Source organism: Streptomyces sp. AC512_CC834 (assembly GCF_019049325.1).
Lineage (GTDB): Bacteria > Actinomycetota > Actinomycetes > Streptomycetales > Streptomycetaceae > Streptomyces.
On sequence record NZ_JAGMUO010000023.1, the window covers coordinates 1 to 22865 of the forward strand.

Below are 22865 nucleotides of genomic sequence, written 5' to 3' on the forward strand. Positions count from 1 at the left end.
CTATCCTGCTGTCTTGCGTTTCCGACTCTATCAGATCTTTCCGATCCGATTTCCTCGGTGCTTTCCAGGTTCCCGCTTTCGCGTTTCCCTTTCCGGCGACTCCGACTTTATCAGAAGTTTCGAGCCGGTCAGACCGGCCACTCGTTTCCGATTCATCGGGAGATTGCTTCGTCGAATTCAGTGATTCGGAGAAGCTGATAGATGTTCATTGCCGCCCTCTGGGGTGAACCCGTCTCCAGGCAACTGTTCAAATCTACCTCCCCGCTCACTCCGTGTCAACGGCGCTTGCGGGAACGAAGAGGACACTAGCAGCTCAGGACGGGCGGATGCACATCAGGCGGCCGTTGGCACGGTGGCGCTGCGCTCGGCGGCCTCGACGTCGCCCGTGTCGCCGGCGCGTACGGCACGGCCACCCAGGACCCAGACGTAGGCGAGGAAGGCCAGCTCGGCGACGATTCCGATGGTGATGCGGGCCCAGGTGGGCAGGCCGGAAGGCGTGACGAAGCCTTCGATGGCACCGGAGACGAAGAGGACGAGGGCCAGGCCGACGGCCATGCCGATGGCCGCCCGGCCCTCTTCAGCCAGGGCGGTGCGGCGGGTGCGGGGGCCCGGGTCGATGAGGGTCCAGCCCAGACGCAGACCCGTGCCCGCGGCCACGAACACCGCGGTCAGTTCGAGCAGGCCGTGGGGCAGGACCAGGCCGAGGAAGGTGTCGAGGCGGCCGGCCGACGACATCAGACCGAAGCCGACGCCGAGGTTGAGCATGTTCTGGAACAGGATCCAGAGGACGGGCAGGCCCAGGAAGATGCCCAGGATGAGGCAGAGCGCCGCGGCCCAGGCATTGTTCGTCCACACCTGTGCGGCGAAGGAGGCAGCCGGGTTGCTCGAGTAGTACGTCTCGTACTGGCCACCGGGACGGGTCAGCTCGCGCAGTTCGCTCGGCGCCGCGATGGTGGACTGCACCTCCGGGTGGGTGCCGATCCACCAGCCCAGGAGCGCCGCGACCGCGGTCGACAGGAGTGCGGTGGGGACCCACCAGTGGCGGGCGCGGTAGACGGCCGCCGGGAACTGCTGGGTCAGGAAACGGGTGACGTCGCGCCAGGAGGCGCGTCGTGTGCCGGTCACGGCACTGCGCGCGCGTGCCACCAGTTGGCTGAGCCGTCCGGTCACCTGGGGGTCGGGTGCGCTGGACTGGATCAGGGAGAGATGGGTGGCCGTGCGCTGGTAGAGAGCGACGAGTTCGTCGGTCTCGGTACCGGTCAGTCGGCGCCGGCGCCGGAGCAGGGCGTCGAGGCGGTCCCACTCCGCGCGGTGGGCGGAGACGAAGACGTCGAGGTCCATCGGTGTGCCTGCTCCTCGGCTATCGTCAGCGGCTCGTCGTGGATCAGCTTGTCGTACTGCGGCGCGGTGTGTCCTCAGCTTGGCAGACTGGCGGGGACGGGGGCAGTCAGGGGAAAGGCGTGCGGCGTGAGTGAGCTGGTGACGGGCGAGGCGGTGGCGCTGGAGCTGCGCCCCGCGAGGCTGCCCAGCAGGGCGCTGGCCGTCCTGCTCGATCTGGCGGTGGCCGTGGCCGTCTATGTGGCGGTGACCGTCGCACTGGTGGCGTCCACCTCCTCCTTGGATGTGGCGGCGCAGACCGCGCTGTCGATCGCGACCTTCGTTCTCGTGCTGGTGGGCGGGCCGATCGCCGTGGAAACGCTCAGCCATGGGCGGTCGCTCGGGAAGATGGCGTGCGGACTGCGGGTGGTGCGGGACGACGGCGGGCCGATCCGGTTCCGGCACTCGCTGGTGCGTGGCTTGATCGGAGTGATCGAGATCCTCATGACGTTCGGGGTCATCGCCTGTATCGCCTCGCTGGTGTCGGCGCGAGGGCGTCGGCTCGGTGACGTGTTCGCGGGGACGCTGGTCGTGCGGGAGCGGGTGCCGTTCTCGTCGCCGGGCTTCATGCCGCCGCCTCCGCCCTGGCTGGCGGGGCGGTTCACGGGGCTTGACCTGTCCGCGGTGCCCGACGATCTGTGGCTTGCCGTCCGTCAGTACCTGACGCGGATGGGGCAACTGGATCCCCGCGTCGGCTGGGCCATGGCGGAACGGCTCGCCACCGATGTGGCGGCTCGGACGGGCGCCCCGGTGCCGCGGGAGGTTCCGCCGCCCGCGTATCTGGCGGCGGTGCTGCATGAGCGGCAGGCCCGGGAGGCGTGGCGGGCGTTCGGCGGCGCGCCGGCGGGTGAAGGTGCGGGTGAGGGGGCTGCGGCGTCGGTGCGGGTGGCTCCCCCGACTCCCCCGGCTGGCCCGATGACGCCGCCGACGTGGCCACCGGCGGCGCCTCCTGTGGCACCGCCCGCTGGGCCGTCGCAGAGCGGTCGGCAGCCCGAGGCGTCGCGGGACGTGCCGGCGGACGTCCGTCCCGGAAACGGGTTCGTGCCGCCGGCGTAGACACGGCGGGCCTCGCGCTCGAGCGGTCCCGTGTCCTTGACCGCGCTACACGTCTGGGGGGAAGACGGACGGCGGTGTCTCGAGGTCCTCCAGCTCGATGCCGGGGGCCGCCAGGACGACGTCGCCGGCGATGTGCACGGAGTGCTGCTCGCCCGTGTCCAGGGCTGTGACCTGGTATTCGTCCACGGTGAGGGGGCCGTTGTCAGTGGCGTGTGCTTCTCTTTTCAGCAAGGTCCAGGACTGGTCCACGGTGCGGGGGGCGAGGACCGGGTCGGTGAGGGCGACGAGGCGTACGCGGGTGGCTGATGCGGAGGGGGTGAGGCGCAGGAGACGGGCGAGGGCGACGAGGAAGGCCGGGGACGTTCCGGTGAAGGCGTGGGCGCGCACATTGCCTTCGGTGGCGTGGACTCCGGTGGGATCGGTACGGACCCAGGTGATGCCGTCGACGGCCGCACCGCGCACCTGCCAGTCGGCGGCGTGGAGTTCGAGGCGGATGGGTCGGCCCAGTTCGTCGAGGGCGAGGTCGACGGAGCCGTGGTGGTCGCCGGCGGGCGTGGTCAGCCGGGAGACGTAGCGCCAGCCGGAGGGGCCGGGGGCGCACTGGAAGTGTTCTTCGGCGAGGGGGGTGTGGTCGTGCGGATCGTGGAGCGAATACCGGCCGCGGGGCATGGGGGTCCTGAGTGGTGACGGGCTGCTGGTCCGACTACTGATCCGGCTGCTGGGGCGCCTACGGGGCAGGCCCCCGACACGGGGGTGCGGGGGCCTGTCTCGAAGGAGCCGGCGGGCTCAGTAGCGGTAGTGGTCCGCCTTGTACGGGCCCTCGACCTGGACGCCGATGTAGTCGGCCTGCTCCTGGCGGAGCGTGGTCAGCTTGACGCCGAGTGCGTCGAGGTGGAGCCGGGCGACCCTCTCGTCCAGGTGCTTGGGCAGCACGTAGACGTCGGTCGGGTACGCGTCGGGCTTGGTGAACAGCTCGATCTGGGCCAGGGTCTGGTCCGCGAACGAGTTGGACATCACGAACGACGGGTGGCCGGTGGCGTTGCCCAGGTTCAGCAGGCGGCCCTCGGACAGGACGATGAGCACCTTGCCTTCGGGGTAGGTCCACGTGTGGACCTGCGGCTTGACCTCGTCCTTGACGATGCCGGGGGTCCGGGCGAGGCCGGCCATGTCGATCTCGTTGTCGAAGTGGCCGATGTTGCCGACGATGGCCTGGTGCTTCATCTTGGCCATGTCCGAGGCCATGATGATGTCCTTGTTGCCGGTCGTGGTGACGAAGATGTCGGCCTTGTCGACGACCTCGTCCAGCGTCGTGACCTGGTAGCCGTCCATCGCCGCCTGCAGGGCGCAGATCGGGTCGATCTCGGTGATGATCACGCGGGCGCCCTGGCCGCGCAGGGACTCCGCGCAGCCCTTGCCCACGTCGCCGTAGCCGCAGACGACGGCGGTCTTGCCGCCGATCAGGACGTCGGTGGCGCGGTTGATGCCGTCGATCAGGGAGTGGCGGCAGCCGTACTTGTTGTCGAACTTCGACTTGGTGACGGCGTCGTTGACGTTGATCGCCGGGAACAGGAGGGTGCCGTCGCGGTGCATCTCGTACAGCCGGTGGACGCCGGTCGTGGTCTCCTCGGTGACACCGCGGATCTCGGACGCAAGCTGGGTCCACTTCTGCGGGCTCTCGCTCACCGTGCGGGTGAGGAGTTCGAGGACGACGCGCTCCTCGTCGGACTCGGCGGTGTCGAGCGGGGGGACCTTGCCGTCCTTCTCGTACTCGACGCCGTTGTGAACGAGGAGGGTGGCGTCGCCGCCGTCGTCCAGGATCATGTTCGGGCCGCCGGTGGCGGTGTTCGGCCAGGTCAGCGCCTGCTCCGTGCACCACCAGTACTCCTGGAGGGTCTCGCCCTTCCAGGCGAAGACCGGGACGCCCTGCGGGTTGTCGGGCGTGCCGTTCGGGCCGACGGCGATGGCTGCGGCCGCGTGGTCCTGGGTGGAGAAGATGTTGCAGGAGGCCCAGCGGACCTCGGCGCCGAGGGCGATCAGGGTCTCGATGAGCACGGCGGTCTGCACGGTCATGTGCAGGGAGCCGGTGACGCGGGCGCCGGCGAGGGGCTGGGTCTCGGCGTACTCCTTGCGGATCGCCATCAGGCCCGGCATCTCGTGCTCGGCGAGAGTGATCTCCTTGCGGCCGAACGCGGCCAGGGAGAGGTCGGCGACCTTGAAGTCCTGGCGCTTGTCGACAGTCGTCATTACGGGCTGCTCCTCGGGTTGGGTCGAGGTGGGTACGGCTGACCTGCGCGGCGGCGGACACAGGGGTGCCCCGAAGAGGACACAGGCATGCCCGCGTGCGCGCAGCGCAGTCCGTCGGAGGCCCTCTCTCCCTCGGCCGGTCCGTCGTGGACCGCCCGACCGCCATCAGCAGCGACGTCTGGCTCCGTCCCAAGCTACACCGCGCGCGCCCGGCGTCCCCAGTCCGCCTCCGAACACTTCCGGACGTTCACCAAGCGTGACGGCGGGTGCGGGGCGATGGTCAGTGGGCGGCGGGCGGCGTGGTCGGGCCGCCGGGCGTCGCCTCGGGGTCCGGGCCCTTGGCGGCCTCGGACTCGCTGTAGATGTCCGGTTCCAGGTAGATGACGCGGGCGATCGGGACGGCGTCGCGGATACGGGATTCGGCGGCGTCGATCGCAGAGGCGATCTCGGTGGCCGTGCCGTCGTGGCGGACGGCGATCTTGGCGGCGACGAGCAGTTCCTCGGGGCCGAGGTGAAGCGTGCGCATGTGGATGATGCCGGTGACCGTGTCGCCTGCGACGACCGCGGCCTCGATCTGCTGGACCGTCTCGATGCCGGCGGCCTCGCCGAGCAGCAGGGACTTGGTCTCGACGGCCAGGACCAGTGCGATCAGGATGAGCAGGATGCCGATGCACAGGGTGCCGACGCCGTCCCACACACCGTCGCCGGTGAGCAGGGCGAGGCCGACGCCGCCGAGGGCGAGGACCAGGCCGACGAGGGCGCCGAGGTCCTCCAGGAGGACGACCGGCAGCTCCGGGGCCTTGGCGTGGCGGACGAACTCCTTCCAGGACTTCTGTCCGCGCTGGGGGTTGGACTCCTTGATGGCGGTCCGGAAGGAGAAGCTCTCGGCGATGATCGCGAAGACGAGGACGCCCACCGGCCAGTACCAGTGTTCGAGTTCGTGCGGGTGCTTGATCTTCTCGTAGCCCTCGTAGAGGGCGAACATGCCGCCGACCGAGAAGAGCACGATGGAGACGAGGAAGGCGTAGATGTAGCGCTCGCGGCCGAACCCGAAGGGGTGTTGCGGGGTGGCCTCGCGCTGGGCGCGTTTGCCGCCCAGGAGCAGCAGCCCCTGGTTGCCCGAGTCGGCGAGGGAGTGCACGGACTCGGCGAGCATCGACGACGATCCGCTGAAGAGGAACGCCACGAATTTCGCTACCGCGATCGAGAGGTTGGCGAACAGTGCCGCCACGATCGCCCTGGTTCCGCCTGACGCGCTCATGTGTCGCGTTGTCCCTTCGCCTGCATCTGCTTCGTCTGCGTCTGCTTCGTCTGCGTCTGTACGCCGGTGGGGGCGCGGTCGGTGACCGGCTTTGCCCCTCCTTTGCGATGCGCCATTGTTGCAGCCCGTGTGGGCCCCGACGTGCCGGATGCCCGTTTGTTCGTTCGTCAGGCCTGCGTCAGACGCGCACGGTGGCCCGGAAGAGCGTGCCGGTTCCGGACACTTCGGCCTTTTCGTTGGCCGGGACGAAGACGGACCGGCCGGGGGCCAGCCCGTGTTCGCCCGCCCGTACCGTGCCGGCCGTGCAGAGCAGGATCTGCGGGGTGGGCAGGGTGAGGTCGTGGACGCCGACGCCCTCGGGCAGGACGTAGCGGGACAGGCGGAACTCGTCGGTCGGGGTGTCGTAGACCTCTTCGCCGTCGGGGGACGCCTCGGGGCGGAGGACGCCGGGGTCCCCGGCCTCGAAGCGGACGATGCGCAGGAGTTCGGGGACGTCGACGTGCTTGGGGGTCAGGCCGCAGCGCAGGACGTTGTCGGAGTTGGCCATGATCTCGACGCCGAGGCCGTTGAGGTAGGCGTGCGGGATGCCGGCGCCGAGGTAGAGGGCCTCGCCGGGCTGGAGCCGGACGTGGTTGAGGAGCATCGCGGCGAGGACGCCGGGGTCGCCGGGGTAGTGGTGGGCGATGTCGGCGTAGGGGGCGTAGGCGCTGCCGAGGCGGTCGCAGGCGGCCGCGGTCTCGGTGGCCGTGTGGGACATCTCCTCGGGGTCGGCCGTGAGGATCGCGGTGAGGACCTCGCGCAGGGCGGCGTCCTCGGGGTGCGCGCGCAGCAGGTCGACGTACGGCTTGAGGGAGGCGATGCCGAGGCCGTCGAGCAGGTCGGCCGTCTCGGCCGGGGGACGGAAGCCGCACAGGCCGTCGAACTCGGTGAGGGCGCAGATCAGTTCGGGCTTGTGGTTGGCGTCCTTGTAGTTGCGGTGCGGGGCGTCCAGGGGGACGCCGCGGCGCTCCTCGTCCTCGTAGCCCTGCCTGGCCTGGGCGAGGTCGGGGTGGACCTGGAGGGAGAGCGGGGCGCCGGCCGCGAGGAGCTTGAGGAGGAAGGGCAGCCGGGGTCCGAACCTGGCCACGGAGGCGGCGCCCAGTTCCTTCTCTGGGTCGGTGTCGACGACCTCGGCGAGAGTGCCCCGGCCGGTGCGGGAGGGGGCGCCGGGGTGGGCGCCCATCCACATCTCCGCCTGCGGTTCGCCGGTCGGCTCGGTCCCGAGCAGGGTCGGGATCGCGGTGGTGGAACCCCAGGCGTAGGGGCGGACGGTGTTGTCGAGGCGGTCCATGGGCTCTCTCTGCCGTTGCGTGCGATGGTGCGCGTCCTGCGTACGGAATGGTGCGTACGGGGTCAGGCTCCCGAGGCGAGCGCCAGGTAAACGGCGGCGAAATCCGTGATGGCGATCAGTTCGGCGAGGGTCTCCAGTTCGCCGCCCGCTTCCGGCTCCAGTTCGCTGATCGGCGTGTCGTGGCCGAGGGCCAGGTCACGGGCGCTCGGGGCGGCGGTGAGGCCGCCAATGGGGCGGTCGCGAAGGAGTACCACGCGCGCGTGCAGGGCGGGTGCCTCCTCTACGCGATCGCGGAAGAAGTCGTCGGGGTCGGCGCCGGCGGCGAGTTGACCCGCGAGCAGGGCGCCGTGCGCGGCGAGCGCCTCGGGCAGTTCGGCGACGACGGCCGGGGTGCCGGAGAGTTCGGCCAGCGCGGCGGCGAAGCGGCGGCCGGCGGGTCCGGCGGAGGTGCCCTCGGTCCAGACGACCGGGAGGGAGTCGGCCAGCTCGGACGCCAGGGTCTTGGCGGGGTTGCTGTAGGTCACGATGGCGGGCCCGCAGCGTTCGGCGATGCCGTCGAGGCGGTCGGCGACCTTCTCGACGGCCTCGGGCGGCGCGTCGAGCAGGGCGGTACGGTCCAGCAGCGCGAGGAGCGGGGTGAGCAGCGCCCACAGGACGCCGGGGGCGGAGCCGGCGAGGGGCTCGTCGTGGTCGTAGGGCGCGGTCGCCATCGGGATGAACAGGCCGTGGGAGGCGTTGACCGACTCGCTGAGCGGAGAACGGGCGGGGGCGACGGCGACGACCGTGCAGCCCCGGCGGTAGGCCTGTTCGGCGAGCAGGGACAGGCCGGGCTCGGCGCCGTCGGGTGTGGCGATCAGCAGGAGGTCCACGGAGCCGGCCCAGCCGGGCAGTTCCCAGCGCAGGGCGCCCGCGGCGGGGGCCACGCCGGTGGGGGCGAGGCGGGTGACGGGGCTGCCGGCGCCGGCGAGGGTGCCGAGGAGGTCGGCGGCGTGGGTGGCGGCGGCGCCGGGGCCGGCGATCAGGACGGCGCGGGGGCGGCCGTCCGGCTTGAGGGTGCCGACGCCGGCCTCGGCGGCGAGCCGGGCGGCGGTGCGTACGCGCGCACCGGCCTCGGCGGCGCCGCGGAGCAGGCCGCGGCGGTCGGCCTCGGTGAGGCGCTCCGGTGCGTCGAGGAGCGATTCGTCGAGCATGGCGGCAGGTCTCCGATCGCCGGGGCGTTCGTTCGATTGCGCGGGGTCGTCGCCGGATTGCCAGGGTGCCGGCCGTGCCGGCGTGCCGGTTCGCCTGGCCGTCGGCTACTCGGGGCGGCGGGCCTCGTCGACGAGGAGGACGGGGATGCCGTCGCGCACCGGGTACGCCAGACCGCAGTCCTGGCCGGTGCAGATCAGCTCCGCGTCCTGCTCCTTGAGGGGGGCGTGGCAGGCGGGGCAGGCAAGGATCTCCAGGAGGCCGGCTTCGAGCGGCATGGGGGTTCCCTTCGGGAGCGGTGGGGCTTGTGCGGATGTGCTGGTCAGGGTACCGCTGGTCATGGGGCGGGTGTCGGGGGTCGAGGGTGCGGGTGCGCGGGTGCGCCCCCGACTTCCGACTCCCGACGCCCGCCCCCGGCTATGCGCGGATGATCGCCAGCGCCGCGTCCCGCACCTTCGTCATCGTCGCCTCGTCGCGCGCCTCCGCGTTCAGGCGCAGCAGGGGCTCCGTGTTGGAGGGGCGGACGTTGAACCACCAGTCGGCCGCGGTGACGGTGAGGCCGTCGAGGTCGTCGAGCGTGATGTCGTCGCGGCCCTCGTACGCGGCCCGGATCGCGGCGAGGCGGCCCTGCTGGTCGGCGACGGTGGAGTTGATCTCGCCCGAGCCGGCGTAGCGGTCGTACTGGGCGACCAGGCCGGACAGCGGGCCGTCCTGTTCGCCGAGGGCGGCGAGGACGTGGAGGGCGGCCAGCATGCCGGTGTCGGCGTTCCAGAAGTCGCGGAAGTAGTAGTGCGCGGAGTGTTCGCCGCCGAAGATGGCGCCGGTCCTGGCCATCTCGGCCTTGATGAAGGAGTGGCCCACGCGCGTGCGTGCCGGTGTGCCGCCGTGCTCCCGCACGACCTCCGGGACGGACCAGGAGGTGATCAGGTTGTGGATGACGGTGCCCGTGCCGCCGTTGCGGCCCAGCTCGCGGGCGGCCACGAGGGCGGTGACGGCGGACGGGGAGACCGGGTCGCCGTCCTGGTCGACGACGAAGCAGCGGTCGGCGTCGCCGTCGAAGGCGAGGCCGAGGTCGGCGCCCTCCTCGCGGACGCGCTTCTGGAGGTCGACGAGGTTGGCCGGATCGAGCGGGTTGGCCTCGTGGTTGGGGAAGGTGCCGTCCAGTTCGAAGTACATCGGCACGAGGTCGAGGGGCAGGCCGGCGAAGACCGAGGGGACGGTGTGGCCGCCCATGCCGTTGCCGGCGTCGACGACGACCCTGAGGGGCCTGATGGTGGTGAGGTCGACGAGGGAACGCAGGTGGGCCGCGTAGTCGGCGAGGACGTCGCGCCGGGTGACCGTGCCGGGCCGGGAGGACGGCTCGGGGGCGCCGGTGTCGCTCCAGCGCTCCACGAGGGCGCGGATCTCGGCGAGGCCGGTGTCCTGGCCGACCGGGGCGGCGCCCGCGCGGCACAGCTTGATGCCGTTGTACCGGGCCGGATTGTGCGAGGCGGTGAACATGGCGCCCGGCAGGTTCAGCGCGCCGGAGGCGTAGTAGAGCTGGTCGGTGGAGCACAGGCCGATCTCGGTCACGTCGGCGCCGCGGGCCGTCGCCCCGCGCGCGAAGGCGCCGGACAGGCCCGGGGACGAGGGCCGCATGTCGTGGCCGACCACGACGGCGCTCGCGCCGGTCAGCTCGACGAAGGCCGCGCCGAACAGCTCGGCCAGCGGCTCGTCCCACTGGTCCGGGACCACACCGCGCACGTCGTACGCCTTCACGATCTGCGACAGATCAGCAGCCACGGCCAACCTTCCTGAAAGTCCTGTCGGAGCCCACAAACTACCCGCAAGCGCCCACGGACCCGAGGTCAGGGCACGGTCGGGGCGGGGCCAGCGCAGGTCGGGGCGGGGCCAGGGCGGGGTCGGGGTCGGGGTCGGGCCAGGACCGGTCAGGGCAGCATCCAGCCCAGGACCACCGTGGACTGCCCGACCACGATCAGGCACATGATCAGCAGCAGGCCCAGGCTCCAGGGCAGCACCTTGCGCAGCAGGTCGCCCTCGCGGCCCGCGAGTCCGACGGCCGCGCAGGCGATGGTGAGGTTCTGCGGGGAGATCATCTTGCCGAGGACACCGCCGGAGCTGTTGGCCGCGGCCAGCAGTTCGGGCGACAGGCCGGACTCCCGCGCGGCGGTCACCTGGAGGGCGCCGAAGAGGGCGTTGGAGGAGGTGTCGGAGCCGGAGACGGCGACGCCGAACCAGCCCAGTACGGGTGACAGGAAGGCGAGTCCGGCGCCGGCCGCGGCGACGAAGTGGCCGATGGTGGCTGCCTGCCCGGAGAGGTTCATGACGTAGGCGAGGGCGAGCACGGAGGTGACAGTGAGGATCGCGAACCGCAGTTCGTGCACGGTCGCGAGCCACTCCTTGACCGCCACGCGCGCGTGCACGCCGAGGACGACGGCCGTGGCCAGCCCGGCGAACAGCACGAGCGTGCCGCCGGTGGAGACGATCGGCCAGGAGAAGACGTTGCCGCCGACCGGGGTGCCGTCGGGGTCGGCCACGTCCAGGAACGGCCAGTTGTAGCTCTGGGTGGCCTTCGCCAGCCAGTCCTTGACCGCCGGGATCTGCGCCACGGAGAAGACGGCGACGATCAGCGCGTAGGGCGCGTAGGCCCGCACGACCTCCCGGGCGGGGTCCTCCTCGTCCAGTTCCTCGCTGCGTACGCCGGTCAGCACGGACGCCCGTACGGGCTCGGCGGCGGGCCGCCTGGAGTGCGGTACGGCGACCAGGGCGCCGGCGCCGACCAGTGCGGCGGCGATGTCGGCGAGTTGCGCGGAGACGTAGTTGGACGCGACGAACTGGGCGACGGCGAAGGCGGCTCCGCAGGCCAGCGCGGGCACCCAGGTCTCGCGCAGTCCGCGCCGCCCGTCCACCAGCGCGACCAGCAGCAGCGGGACGACGAGGGCCAGCAGGGGCGTCTGACGGCCGACCACGGAGGCGACGTCGTCCAGCGGCAGCCCGGTGACCTGGGCCAGCGTCACCACGGGGGTGCCCATCGCGCCGAAGGCGACCGGCGCGGTGTTGGCGACCAGCGACACGACGGCCGCGCGCACGGGGTCGAAGCCGAGGGCGACGAGCATGACCGAGCAGATCGCGACGGGCGCCCCGAACCCGGCGAGGGCCTCCAGCAGGGCGCCGAAGCAGAAGGCGACGACGAGGGCCTGGATGCGGGGGTCGTCGGAGAGCCGGCCGAAGGAGCGGCGCAGGATGTCGAAGTGCCGGGTGCGGACGGTCATCCGGTAGACCCACAGGGCGTTCACGACGATCCACAGGATGGGGAAGAGGCCGAAAACCGCTCCCTGGACGGCGCTGGAGGCCGTCTGTTCCAGTGGCATGCCGTAGGCGAGCCAGGCGACGAGCACGGCCGCCAGGAGGCCGATGAGGCCCGCCAGGTGCGCCTTCATGCGGACGCCGCCCAGCAGGACGAGGACGATCACCAGTGGCAGGGACGCCACCAGGGCGGACAGGCCGAGCGAACCGGCGACGGGTTCCAGTTCCTGCACGTACACGGGCGCCTCCCCGAATTCCGCCATGCGAAAGCGTTTTCTCGCAGCTTCCGGAATGGTCGTGTCCGCGACAAGGGGACGTCAATGGGTGTGCAGCAACGGATGTGGCGGATGGCGAGGCGAGTGAGGCGAGTGAAGAGGGTGGGTGAAGAAGGTGGGTGACCCGCGCGGCTCAGTTGTCCGGCGAGCGCAGCACGCGCAGATGACCGCGGCGTGCGACCTCCATCGGGTCGGCCCTGCGTGCTCCGCCGCCGGCCTCGGCCGCCCGCTCCTGGGGGCGGGCCGCCTCGCGCACCGCGTTGGCGAGGGCCTCCAGGTCGTCGCCGCTGGGGCGGGCCGGGGCCGACCCGTCGAGCAGGCGGACGACCTCCCAGCCGCGCGGGGCGGTGAGGCGCTCGGAGTGCTCGGCGCACAGGTCGTAGCAGTGGGGTTCGGCGTAGGTGGCGAGCGGGCCGAGGACCGCGGTCGAGTCGGCGTAGACGTACGTCAGCGTCGCGACGGCGGGACGGCCGCAGGCGGTGCGCGAACAGCGACGTACAGGGCTCACGATGTTGGACGGTACCGCACTCTTGAGCGGGCCGCGACGACTCTCCACCAGGTCACACCACCGTGTCGTGGCGTGAAACGCACCCCACCCCTCTCCGAACACACCTCTTTGAACTGCGCGGACGCCGGCGTCGGGGGCGCCGCGCGACTCCGGAAGCGGTCACGACCCGATACAAACAACGACATTTGCCTTGAGTTCCACGGTCGCGGAGAGATATGAAATCGAGCCCAACCTTGGCTGAAATGATCATCCGGCGACAAGCGGAACGGTCCGCCCCGACACCGCCCGGTGTGCGTGTGCGGTCGGGCACGCCACCTCCGGCGGGGACTACCCTTCACCAGTGATGGACAACCCCGTGACGCCCCGTGATGCCGGCCGCCCAGGGCCCCGCCGTCGTGATCGCCACGGTCGGGGCATGCGCGGTCCGGTCGCACCCCCGCAGGTGCCGCTCGCCGCGAGCCGTGGCGAGGTCTTCGCGGACCTGGTGCAGGACTCCGTGGAGCGCCTGGAGCGGCGGTGGCCGCAGCTCGCCGACATCGACTTCCTCGTCCTCGACGTGCCGCGGCCGGCCGCGCCCGCGGAGGCGTGGAACGACGAGACGGTTCCGCTCGGGGGCACGGTCCCTTCGCGAGAGGGGCGCCGCGGGCGGGTGGTCGTGTACCGGCGGCCCGTCGAGATCCGGACCAAGGGGCGGGACGAGCGGGCGGCACTGGTGCACGAGGTCGTCGTCGAGCAGGTCGCGGAGCTGCTGGGGCTGACGCCGGAGACGGTGGATCCGCGGTACGGGGAGGACTGAGCGGCGGCGGGCGCCGTGCGCGGTCCCCGCCACCCCGGCCGGTGGCCAGCGTCCGGTACGCCCGCCCTTCGCCGCTACCTCTGGAGTACCGACAAGTCCTCGTCCGCGTTCGGTACCGAGACCGTCCCCCGGTCGTCGGGGAGGGTCTGGACGGTGAAGGACGCCACGTCGTCGTCCGAACCTGTCAGGGTGCGGGACCCGTAGACCGGGCCGCCGGAGACGGTTTCGACCGTCAGCGCGTAGGAGCCCTTGAGGCCGGCGGGCACCGGTGCGTCGACGTTCTGGGTCGTACCGCCCTTGACCGTGTACGTCTTGGTGGCCGTCGTGCCGCCCTCGCTGCCCGCCGACGCCGTGACCTTGACCTTCGCGGCCTCGCCGGGTGCGGACAGGGACAGGGTCGTGCTCTTGGCGCGGTTGTCCGCGGAGGTCGCGCGCGCACCGACCGGGGCGGAGGCCGGGATGAACGCCGACTCCTGCTCGCCGCCCTCGCCCCGCACGACCCGGACCGCGGCCACGACCGGCACCGACCCGCCCGTCGGTGTCAGCACCAGCGAGCCCGCCTCGCCGCGGGTGACCTCGCCGAGGTCGACGCCCGTCGTCATGCCGGCCTTGACGTGCACCGTCTCGTGACCGGCGGGCGTGATCAGCCCGGAGGGCGAGGCGAGCCGCACCTTCAGGTCCGCGTCGGTGCCACCGGGCGTGAACAGCACCAGGCGCACGGCGGTGGCGTCCTTCGGGATGCCCGGAATCACGAGGTCGCTCGCCGGGTCCGCGGCCGCGCTCAGCCAGTCGCCGCCGGTCTTGTCGTCCAGGGCCTGCACCTCGGCGCCGACCCGCCCGCTGCGCACGCCGACGTGCACGGTCAGGTCGGTCTGCTTCACGTCGCTGAGCGTGGACAGCAGCAGGGACTCACTCCCGTGGGGCGGCACCGTGATGCCCTCCCCCACCGTGGTCTTCACGGCTCCGTCCTTGCCGTACAGCTCGATGTCGACGACGGCCGCCGAGTCGTCGGGGTTGGTCAGGTGCACATAGTCGGTGCGGTCGGCCGCGGTACTGGCGCCCGGGAACCAGAACTCCGTGTCCGGGGCCGTGCAGTTGACGCCCTGAAGGCCGCGGCCCGTGCCGGCGGCGACCTCCGTGGTCTGCTGGACCGTCCAGCCGGGCGCGCTTTTCCCCTCGGCGGTGCCGATCAGCGCGGGTGTGTCGGCGCCGGAGGTCTTGCCGGTGGCCGGCGTGCCGGGCGCCTTGGGCTCGACGGCCGGCTTCTCCTTCTTCTCGTCCTTGCCGTCCTTCTCGCCCTTCTCGTCCTTCTCGTCCTTCTCCTCCTTCCCATCCTTCTCGTCGGACTTCCCGGCGTCCTTGTCGTCCTCGGTGGCCTCGCCCGGCTCCGCCGTCTCGAGTACGGCGCCGCCCTTCTCGTCGGCGCCCTTCGTGACGGGCGTGAAGGACGTGTACGCGGTCTCGGCGAGGTCGGAGGTGCTGGGCGCCGGGCACAGCAGGCTGGTGCGCTCCACGGGCAGCCGGGCGGCGGGCGCCGCGGTGTCCGTGCCGGAGTCGTCCGGGGCGGACACCGCCGCGAACCCGGTGACGGCGGCGAGCGCGGTCGCGCAGGCGAGGAGGGACAGGGTCGTGCGCTTCACTGCTGGCTCCCGTCGGGACGCTCATCGCCCGTGCCGTGGGGCTGCTGGGGCTGCTGGGGCTGGGAAGGGTCGTACTGCTGGTCGTATCCGCCCTGGCCGTACGCCTGGTCGTAGGCGGGGTCGTACCCGCCCTCCTGAGCCTGAGCCTGCGCCGGATCCCCGTAGGCGTACGGGGCGTACTGGCCCGTGTCGTACTGGCCCGCGTCGTACTGAGCGCCCTGGCCGCCCTGGCCGCCGCCCTGGTAGGCGTCCGGCTGGTACGGGTCTCCCTGGTAGGGCTGCTGCTGCCCGTACGCGCCCGGGTCGTACTGCTGGTGCTGGGCGTCCTGGTACTGCTCGCCGCCGTACGTCCCGTAGGAGCCGTACTCGACGCCGGCGTACCCCGCGGAGTCCCACTCGCCGTACGCCTGCTGCTGTGGAACCGGCACCGGTGCCTCCACCGGTGCCTCGACCGGTGGCTCGGGCTCCTCGGCGGCGTCCCCACCTGCCTCGGCGCCCGGCTCCATGCCTGCCCCGGCGTCGGCCTCGGCCTCCGCCTCGGCCTGGGCGCGCAGGCGCCGGGCCCGGCGTCCTTCGCCCTCGACGGCCTGGGCGGGGACGACCGGCTCGTCGGGCAGGTCGTCGTCGACGACGCGGCGCCTGCCGGGCAGGGCGAGGACGACCAGGACGACGGCGAGGAGCCCCTGGGCCCACAGCCAGGCGGTGTGCGTGAACGGGGCGTCGTAGGTGACGTCCAGCCTGCCGCCGGAGGCGGGGAGTTCGAAGCCCTGGGCCCAGCCGTCGACCGTGGTGCGCGCGAGTGGCTTGCCGTTCAGGGTGGCCGTCCAGCCCTCGGCGGCGGTGTCCGCGAGGCGCAGCACACGGCCGTCGGAGCCCGCCTTGACCTCGGTGTGGATCTCGACGGGTCCGGCTGCCACGGGCTGGGGCTTGTCGGCGCCGGTCTTCTCGCCGGACACGATGGTCGCGCGGGCGACCTCCTGGTCCACCCGCCACAGTCCGCTGCCGTCCTGCTGGCTGAGTCTGCTCAGGCCGGGCGTGGCGTCCAGGACGCGGGTGACCTCGCGGGGCGCGCCCTTGTGCACGAGCACGTAGCGCACGGCGAAGCCGCCGAGCTGGTCGGCCTGGTCGGCTCCGGAGCCTGCCACGAGGTTGGCGACGATCTTGTCGAGGGTGCCGTTTCCGCCGTCTTCGTCGGCCAGTTCGCCGTCACCGAGGCGGGCGCCGGAACCGCGGACCAGCATGTAGCCCACGTGGGCGGCGGAGTCGCTGTCGAGGACGAGGGTGCGGGCCTGGTCGCGGGTGTGGCTCTCCTCGGCGACGAACGCGGGCACCTGTACGGGGTCGCGTCGCTCCAGCGGGCCGTCGGCGCCGCCGACCATCCAGCCCACGGCGGCGATCAGCGGGCCGACGGCCGACGCGAGGGCGATCAGGGCGGCGACGGGCTGGCGCCAGCCGAAGCTCTGCTCGGCCACGCGGAAGCGCGCCCCGTCGGCGCCGAGGGTCGCGGCGGACAGCAGGGCGATGCCGTACACGAGGGTGGCGGGCCCGGCCCAGGCGGAGCCGTTGGAGAGGACCGAGAAGACCAGGGCGATCAGGGCGACGGCCCAGGCCGTCCGGATGCCCGACTGACGCTCGGAGCGCAGCAGGGCGGCCAGCGCCGCCAGGACGATGCCGATGAGGACCAGTCCGCCGACCGTGCCGGGACCGCCGGGGCTCGTGCCGAGCAGGTCGAGTGCGGAGGCGGCCGAGGTGCCGTACTCGAGCCCGGCCTCGTCGAAGAAGCCGGACGGCAGCAGCGACAGCGACCAGGGGGCGAGGAGCAGCAGCGGGGTGCCGAGCTGGGCGACGAAGCGCAGCCCGTAGGCCGCGATCTCGGCGCGGCGCACGGCGAGGACCCCGATGCCGAGGACCAGCGCGACGGGCCACACGACGGGCGTGAAGGCGGTGGTGATCGTCAGCAGCAGCGCGTACGCCCAGGTGGCGCGCCAACTGCCCCGGGTGCCGGAGGAGTTGGTCAGGCCGGCCGCCGCGACGCCCGCGCGGGCGATGAGCGGCAGCAGTACGGCGAGGACGGCGGTGCCGATGCGGCCGCCGGCGAGTGCCCCGGTGACGGCGGGCAGGAAGGCGTAGGCGACGGCCGCCCAGGCGCGCAGCAGCCGGGACGGGACCAGCGGGCGGGAGGCGAAGTACGCGGTGGCGCCCGCCAGGGGCACCGAGCAGACCAGCAGCAGGGTGATGGCGAGCCCGGTCGAGCCGAGCAGGACGGTGGCGAGCGTGGCGACGATGGCGAGGTAGGGCGGCGCGGAGGCGGTGCCGCCGGTGCCGACCGTGTGCCAGGCGTCCACGTACCGCGACCACAGCTCGCCGGCGTCGGCCGGGGCGGGCAGCAGCGCGCCGCCGGCCAGGGCGCCGCCGCCGAGGAGCGTGCGGCAGGCGGCCAGGGAGACGAGCAGCAGCACCAGGAAGAGCACGGGCCCGGGCTTGCGGGCGACGCGCTTGAGGCGGGCGAACTGCTCGATCTCCATGAAGTCGGCGTCGTCGCCGCCGGGTCCGGACTCGATGGCCCCGCCGTGCCGTCCGGCGCCCGCGGCGGCCTCGGCGTCGGAACTGCCGAAGAGATCGCCCGCGACCTGTTCGACGGTGACGCGGATGGTCGCGCCGGGGGGCGGGAAGAGGGGGCGCAGTTCGTCCTTCTCGACCTGCGGGCGGCCGCGTTCGCGGCGGCCGGCGATGACGCGCTCGGGTCGCAGCAGGACGCCCAGCAGGCCCCGGATCTCGTCGAGGGCCTGGCCGGGGACCTTGCCGACGAGGTAGGCGAGGGTCCGCAGCAGGGTGCCGAGGACCACGCGCAGCAGCACCCAGGGCAGAGCGGCCGTACGGACGTTGACGAGGAGGGTGTGGACGGCGCCGGCCTTGTCCACCTTGTGCGGGGAGGCGGTGGTGCGGCCCGCGCAGTCGACGGCGCGGCGCTCCCGCGAGGCCGCCTCGGCGTGGCGGACGACCGCCTCCGGGGCGACGAGGACGCGCAGTCCGGCGGCGTGCGCGCGCCAGCACAGGTCGACGTCGTCGCGCATCAGGGGCAGTCGGCGGTCGAATCCGCCGAGCCGCTCGAAGACGTCGCGCCGGATCAGCATGCCGGCGGTGGACACCGACAGGACGGGCCGGACGTGGTCGTGCTGGCCCTGGTCCTGTTCGCGGCGGTCCAGTCCGGTCCAGCGGCGGCCGGAGTTGGCGATGGAGACGCCGACCTCGAGCAGTTGCCTGCGGTCGTACCAGCCGCGGAGTTTGGGGCCCACGACGGCGACGTCGTCGCGGCCGAGTTCGTACTCGGTGTCCACGACGCGCAGCAACTGCGCGAGGGCGTCGGGTTCCGGGGCGCAGTCGTCGTGCAGCAGCCACAGCCACTGGACCGGCTCTCCGTGGGGAAGCTCCGGCAGGTCGTAGGCGTCGTCGCGCCAGGTGCGCGTGGCGGGGTCCCAGCCGCTGGGCCGCCTCAGGTACGGCAGCTCCTCGGGCGTGAGGTCCGGGGCGGTGCGGGCGGCCTCCTCGACGGCCTGGCCGAAGCCGGTGCGCCGGGCGAGGTGGAGCACGTGGTCGTGGCCGAAGGCGTCGCCGATCAGCCGCGCGGAGTCGTCGGCGCTGCCGGTGTCGGCGGCGACGGCGTACTGGACCGGGCGCTCCTGGCCGAGCAGCCCGGCGAGCGCGTCGGGCAGCCAGCGGGCTCCGTCGTGGGCGACGAGGACCGCGGTCACGACGTGGCGCGGGAACTCAGGTGTGGCAGCGAGGTCTTGCTGGGCTGCCGTGTGACTCTGCACGGACATCGAGGTACGGGCCCCGGTTCGGTGGACTGCGGTGGACGCCCGTGCCTGTTGGGGGTGGCGGGCGTCTCGGACGAGCGCCCACACTATCGGCTGGACACAGGGGCGGCCCGCCGCCTGTGGACAACCCACCCGCGACCGGCCGTTCCCGCTGTTCGGACCGTTTCTGCCGCCGCGTCAGACCGCGGGCCTCGGACCGTCGGCCTCAGACCGTCGGCCTCAGACCGCGGCCTTCTTCAGGCGGCGGCGTTCCCTCTCGGACAGGCCGCCCCAGATGCCGAAGCGCTCGTCGTTGGCAAGGGCGTACTCGAGGCATTCGGAGCGGACCTCACAGGCGAGGCAGACCTTCTTGGCCTCGCGGGTGGAGCCGCCCTTCTCGGGGAAGAAGGACTCGGGGTCGGTCTGGGCGCACAGTGCGCGCTCCTGCCAGCCGAGTTCCTCGTCCGCGTCGTCGACCAGCAGTTGCTGCACCAGCTCGGTCATGTGCGCCCCTCGTCTGTCTTTCGCGTCCCCGTGATCTAGCCGTTACCGATTCCGGCTGAACGACACGAGTGAAATTACAAGTGTGCTGCTCCGGGCGAGTCAAGCCGAGATCTGCTATTGGGTCCCTTATTCACTCTGCGGAACCAAGGCCATGCAGAAAGTGTTCAAATCGCCATAAACCTTGACATACCAACGAGCACCAACAGGGCGCCCGCCCCGTTTCTCACCCACAGCAGGGAAGACGCCCCGGCGTTCGATCTCGTTCCGATACACACGCCGAAGCGAACTTGATCACATTCGGATCACGGGATCACAACGGGGGTTGTGCGCCCGGCTTGTGCGCCATGTGTCCCGGAAGTTGTCTGAGCAAACCTTTCGCCAGCCCGATGAACCGGATGAGGTGAAACATGTCCCACATAACGGGCATGGAGTTGACAGTGCTGGTGTGAACCGCTGTCCTTGTGGGCATGCTCGCGAACTTGGCGCTCGCCTCGACCCGCACCGCCGGGTCCCACGGTGCTGCCCGCGCTCGCTGTAGCTGTTGCCGCTGTTCCAGCCGTTGAGCAAGCCGCGCTCCGGCTGTCCCCGAGTCCACCCGACTCGACCTCTCCGTTCCCGCTCCACCGCCCCACCAGGGCGTTCTTCGTCATTCGCTCCGCTCCACCGCACTCTTCCGCCGAGGAACCACCGCACCCATGAACAGCGACAGCGACCTCCAGATCGCCGGCGACATCCTCGAAGTCCCCCACCTCCTCCAGGCACCGCGCGAGCACCCGGCCACCGTCGCCGAGTTCGCCGGCCTGGCCCGCTCCGTCGCGGCCGACCGTTCCGCGTGGGAGCACCTCGTCCGGTACGACGCGACGGCACGCTGGTACCACCGGCTGCGCACCGGCCCCGGGTACGAGGTGTGGCTGCTGTCCTGGGTGCCGGGACAGGGCAGCGGACGCCACGACCACGGCCCCTCCTCCGGTGTGTGGACGGTCCTGGAAGGGGCCCTCACCGAGCGCACGGAGCGCGGCACGCGCGCGTTGGTGCCGGGTACCCAGCGTGTGTTCGCGCCGGGGTACGTGCACGAGGTCGTCAACGACACGCTGGAGCCGGCGGTCAGCCTGCACGTCTACTACCCGGGCCTCACCGAGATGCCGATGCACTCCCCGGAGTGCTCGGCCGCGGCGGCCCGCGACTCGGACGCCGGCTCCGGCGCCGTACCGGCGCGGTGACGACTGGCTGACGCACTGTCGTACCCGCCTGCCAGACTGGGGCCATGCGCATTGTGGTTCTGGCAGGCGGCATCGGCGGTGCCCGGTTCCTGCGTGGTCTCAAGCAGGCCGCGCCGGACGCGGACATCACCGTCATCGGCAACACCGGGGACGACATCCACCTCTTCGGGCTGAAGGTCTGCCCGGACCTCGACACGGTGATGTACACCCTCGGCGACGGCATCAACGAGGAGCAGGGCTGGGGGCGGGCCGACGAGACCTTCCACCTCAAGGAGGAGCTGGCGGCGTACGGCGTCGGGCCCGGGTGGTTCGGCCTCGGCGACCGGGACTTCGCCACGCACATCGTGCGGACCCAGATGATCACCGCGGGCTTTCCGCTCAGCGCGGTGACGCAGGCGCTGTGCGACCGCTGGAAGCCCGGCGTGCGGCTGATCCCGATGACCGACGACCGCGTGGAGACACACGTCGCCGTCGAGTTGGACGGGGAGCGCAAGGCGGTCCACTTCCAGGAGTACTGGGTGCGCCTGCGCGCCTCCGTCCCCGCCGAGGCGGTCGTGCCGGTCGGCGCCGAACAGTCGAAGCCGGCACCCGGCGTGCTGGAGGCCGTCGCGGAGGCGGACGTGATCCTCTTCCCGCCCTCCAACCCGGTCGTGTCCGTCGGCACGATCCTCGCCGTGCCCGGCATCCGGGAGGCGATCGCCGACGCCGGGGTGCCCGTGGTGGGCCTGTCCCCGATCGTCGGCGACGCGCCCGTGCGCGGGATGGCCGACAAGGTGCTCGCCGCGGTCGGCGTGGAGTCCACGGCAGCTGCGGTCGCCGAGCACTACGGCTCGGGCCTGCTCGACGGCTGGCTGGTCGACACCGTCGACGCCGATGCCGTCACCCGCGTGAAGGCGGCCGGCATCCTCTGCCGCGCCGTACCGCTGATGATGAGCGACCTCGACGCCACGGCGCAGATGGCCCGGGAGGCGCTGACGCTGGCGGAGGAGGCGCGGGAGGCGTGAGCGACGAGACACGCGACGACGCTCCCGCCCACCGCGCGGGCTACCGGGTGTGGGCACTGCCCGGCCTGCCCGAGGTGCGGCCCGGCGACGACCTCGCCAAGCTGATCGCGGCCACCGAGCCCGCGCTGGCCGACGGGGACGTGCTGCTCGTCACGTCCAAGATCGTGTCCAAGGCCGAGGGCCGGGTCGTCGAGGCCGCCGACCGGGAGGCCGCGATCGACGCGGAGACCGTACGGGTGGTGGCCCGGCGCGGCCCGCTGCGCATCGTGGAGAACCGTCAGGGTCTGGTCATGGCGGCGGCCGGGGTCGATGCCTCCAACACCCCGTCCGGGACCGTCCTGCTCCTCCCCGAGGACCCCGACGCGTCCGCGCGCGCCCTGCGCGAGGGACTCCGCGACACGCTCGGCGTGGACGTCGGCGTGGTCGTCACCGACACGTTCGGGCGCCCCTGGCGGGCGGGGCTCACGGACGTGGCGATCGGCGCCGCGGGCGTCCGCGTCCTCGACGACCTGCGCGGCGGCACGGACGCGCACGGCAATCCGCTCGGCGCCACCGTCGTCGCCACGGCCGACGAGTTGGCCGCCGCGGGCGACCTGGTCAAGGGAAAGGCCGCGGGCCTGCCCGTCGCCGTCGTGCGCGGGCTGCCGCAGGTGGTCGCCGAGGACGAGGGTGAGGGCGCGCGGGCGATGCTGCGGGGCGCGCGCGACGACATGTTCCGGCTGGGCACCTCGGAGGCGGTACGCCAGGCGGTCACCCAGCGGCGTACGGTACGGGTCTTCACCGGTGAGCCGGTCGATCCCGGTGCCGTGCGCCGGGCGGTGGCCGCGGCCGTGACCGCGCCGGCGCCGCACCACACGACGCCGTGGCGCTTCGTACTCCTGGAGTCCGAGGAGTCCCGCACCCGGCTGCTGGACGCCATGCGGGACGCCTGGATCGCGGACCTGCGGCGGGACGGCAAGAGCGAGGAGTCCGTCGCCAAGCGCGTCCGGCGCGGCGACGTCCTGCGCAACGCGCCCTACCTCGTCGTCCCCTGCCTGGTCATGGACGGCTCGCACACGTACGGGGACGCGCGGCGGGACGGGGCCGAGCGGGAGATGTTCGTGGTCGCCACCGGCGCGGGCGTGCAGAACCTGCTCGTCGCGCTCGCCGGGGAGCGGCTGGGTTCCGCGTGGGTGTCCTCGACGATGTTCTGCCGGGACGTCGTACGGGAGGTGCTGGGGCTGCCGGGCGACTGGGATCCCATGGGTGCGGTGGCGGTCGGACATCCGGCACAGGAGCCGAAGGCTCGGGCGGAGCGGGATGCGGGGGCGTTCATCGAGGTGCGGTGAGCCCTCTACTCTCGTAGGGCTGTCTCTGTCT

The 22865-nt window shown here is 72.3% G+C and carries 18 protein-coding genes; 5 read left to right on the forward strand and 13 right to left on the reverse strand.

Going from position 1 to position 22865, the window contains the following annotated elements; translation table 11 throughout:
• Positions 1-333: 333 nt before the first annotated feature.
• The gene (locus KUM40_RS08160; RefSeq protein WP_217164445.1) at positions 334-1341 is read right to left on the reverse strand and encodes a stage II sporulation protein M; all 1008 of its coding nucleotides are present in this window, start codon (positions 1339-1341) and stop codon (positions 334-336) included.
• A gap of 126 nt (positions 1342-1467) precedes the next feature.
• On the opposite strand from KUM40_RS08160, the gene KUM40_RS08165 reads away from it, so the two are divergent.
• Positions 1468-2433 (forward strand): RDD family protein, encoded by a 966-nt coding sequence (locus KUM40_RS08165; protein WP_217164459.1) that lies wholly within the window; start codon positions 1468-1470, stop codon positions 2431-2433.
• Positions 2434-2478: 45 nt separating this feature from the next.
• Here KUM40_RS08165 and KUM40_RS08170 read toward each other — a convergent pair whose 3' ends face one another.
• From KUM40_RS08170 to KUM40_RS08210, 9 genes are all read right to left on the reverse strand, one after another.
• Entirely contained in the window at positions 2479-3102 is a 624-nt protein-coding gene (locus tag KUM40_RS08170) for a hypothetical protein (protein WP_217164462.1), read from the reverse strand.
• A 117-nt stretch (positions 3103-3219) separates the two neighbouring features.
• Positions 3220-4677, reverse strand: coding sequence for an adenosylhomocysteinase (gene ahcY / locus KUM40_RS08175; protein ID WP_217164464.1), 1458 nt, complete (start codon positions 4675-4677; stop codon positions 3220-3222).
• Between the two features lie 280 nt (positions 4678-4957).
• The gene (locus tag KUM40_RS08180; protein ID WP_217164466.1) at positions 4958-5938 is read right to left on the reverse strand and encodes a cation diffusion facilitator family transporter; all 981 of its coding nucleotides are present in this window, start codon (positions 5936-5938) and stop codon (positions 4958-4960) included.
• A 178-nt stretch (positions 5939-6116) separates the two neighbouring features.
• Entirely contained in the window at positions 6117-7268 is a 1152-nt protein-coding gene (gene manA / locus KUM40_RS08185; RefSeq protein WP_217164469.1) for a mannose-6-phosphate isomerase, class I, read from the reverse strand.
• A 62-nt stretch (positions 7269-7330) separates the two neighbouring features.
• Complete coding sequence (locus tag KUM40_RS08190; RefSeq protein WP_217164472.1) at positions 7331-8458, reverse strand: SIS domain-containing protein; 1128 nt, start codon at positions 8456-8458, stop codon at positions 7331-7333.
• 105 nt (positions 8459-8563) lie between these two features.
• A complete protein-coding gene (locus KUM40_RS08195; RefSeq protein WP_007450268.1) occupies positions 8564-8734 on the reverse strand; it encodes a Trm112 family protein in 171 nt (56 codons plus the stop codon).
• A 139-nt stretch (positions 8735-8873) separates the two neighbouring features.
• Positions 8874-10238, reverse strand: a complete 1365-nt coding sequence (locus KUM40_RS08200; RefSeq protein WP_217164480.1) for a phosphomannomutase/phosphoglucomutase — start codon at positions 10236-10238, stop codon at positions 8874-8876.
• 146 nt (positions 10239-10384) lie between these two features.
• Complete coding sequence (locus KUM40_RS08205) at positions 10385-12001, reverse strand: L-lactate permease (RefSeq protein ID WP_217164747.1); 1617 nt, start codon at positions 11999-12001, stop codon at positions 10385-10387.
• A gap of 169 nt (positions 12002-12170) precedes the next feature.
• On the reverse strand, positions 12171-12593 hold the full coding sequence (locus tag KUM40_RS08210) for a DUF3499 domain-containing protein (RefSeq protein ID WP_115742448.1): 423 nt from the start codon (positions 12591-12593) through the stop codon (positions 12171-12173).
• A 295-nt stretch (positions 12594-12888) separates the two neighbouring features.
• Here KUM40_RS08210 and KUM40_RS08215 point away from each other — a divergent pair, with 295 nt between their 5' ends.
• The gene (locus KUM40_RS08215; protein ID WP_217164749.1) at positions 12889-13341 is read left to right on the forward strand and encodes a metallopeptidase family protein; all 453 of its coding nucleotides are present in this window, start codon (positions 12889-12891) and stop codon (positions 13339-13341) included.
• 74 nt (positions 13342-13415) lie between these two features.
• On the opposite strand, the gene KUM40_RS08220 is transcribed toward KUM40_RS08215, so the two are convergent.
• The 3 genes from KUM40_RS08220 to KUM40_RS08230 form a co-directional block, all read right to left on the reverse strand.
• Positions 13416-14981, reverse strand: coding sequence for a DUF5719 family protein (locus tag KUM40_RS08220; protein ID WP_217164483.1), 1566 nt, complete (start codon positions 14979-14981; stop codon positions 13416-13418).
• Positions 14978-18802 (reverse strand): glycosyltransferase, encoded by a 3825-nt coding sequence (locus KUM40_RS08225; protein ID WP_217164486.1) that lies wholly within the window; start codon positions 18800-18802, stop codon positions 14978-14980. Before KUM40_RS08225 ends, KUM40_RS08220 begins: the two co-directional genes overlap by 4 nt.
• A 216-nt stretch (positions 18803-19018) precedes the next feature.
• The gene (locus tag KUM40_RS08230; protein ID WP_003975777.1) at positions 19019-19282 is read right to left on the reverse strand and encodes a WhiB family transcriptional regulator; all 264 of its coding nucleotides are present in this window, start codon (positions 19280-19282) and stop codon (positions 19019-19021) included.
• A 695-nt stretch (positions 19283-19977) separates the two neighbouring features.
• Here KUM40_RS08230 and KUM40_RS08235 point away from each other — a divergent pair.
• From KUM40_RS08235 to KUM40_RS08245, 3 genes are read left to right on the forward strand one after another with little or no spacing between them, the layout of a single operon-like run.
• On the forward strand, positions 19978-20502 hold the full coding sequence (locus KUM40_RS08235; RefSeq protein WP_217164489.1) for a cysteine dioxygenase family protein: 525 nt from the start codon (positions 19978-19980) through the stop codon (positions 20500-20502).
• A gap of 44 nt (positions 20503-20546) precedes the next feature.
• Complete coding sequence (cofD, locus tag KUM40_RS08240; protein ID WP_217164491.1) at positions 20547-21506, forward strand: 2-phospho-L-lactate transferase; 960 nt, start codon at positions 20547-20549, stop codon at positions 21504-21506.
• Positions 21503-22834 (forward strand): coenzyme F420-0:L-glutamate ligase, encoded by a 1332-nt coding sequence (locus tag KUM40_RS08245; RefSeq protein WP_217164494.1) that lies wholly within the window; start codon positions 21503-21505, stop codon positions 22832-22834. Before cofD ends, KUM40_RS08245 begins: the two co-directional genes overlap by 4 nt.
• Positions 22835-22865 lie beyond the last annotated feature (31 nt).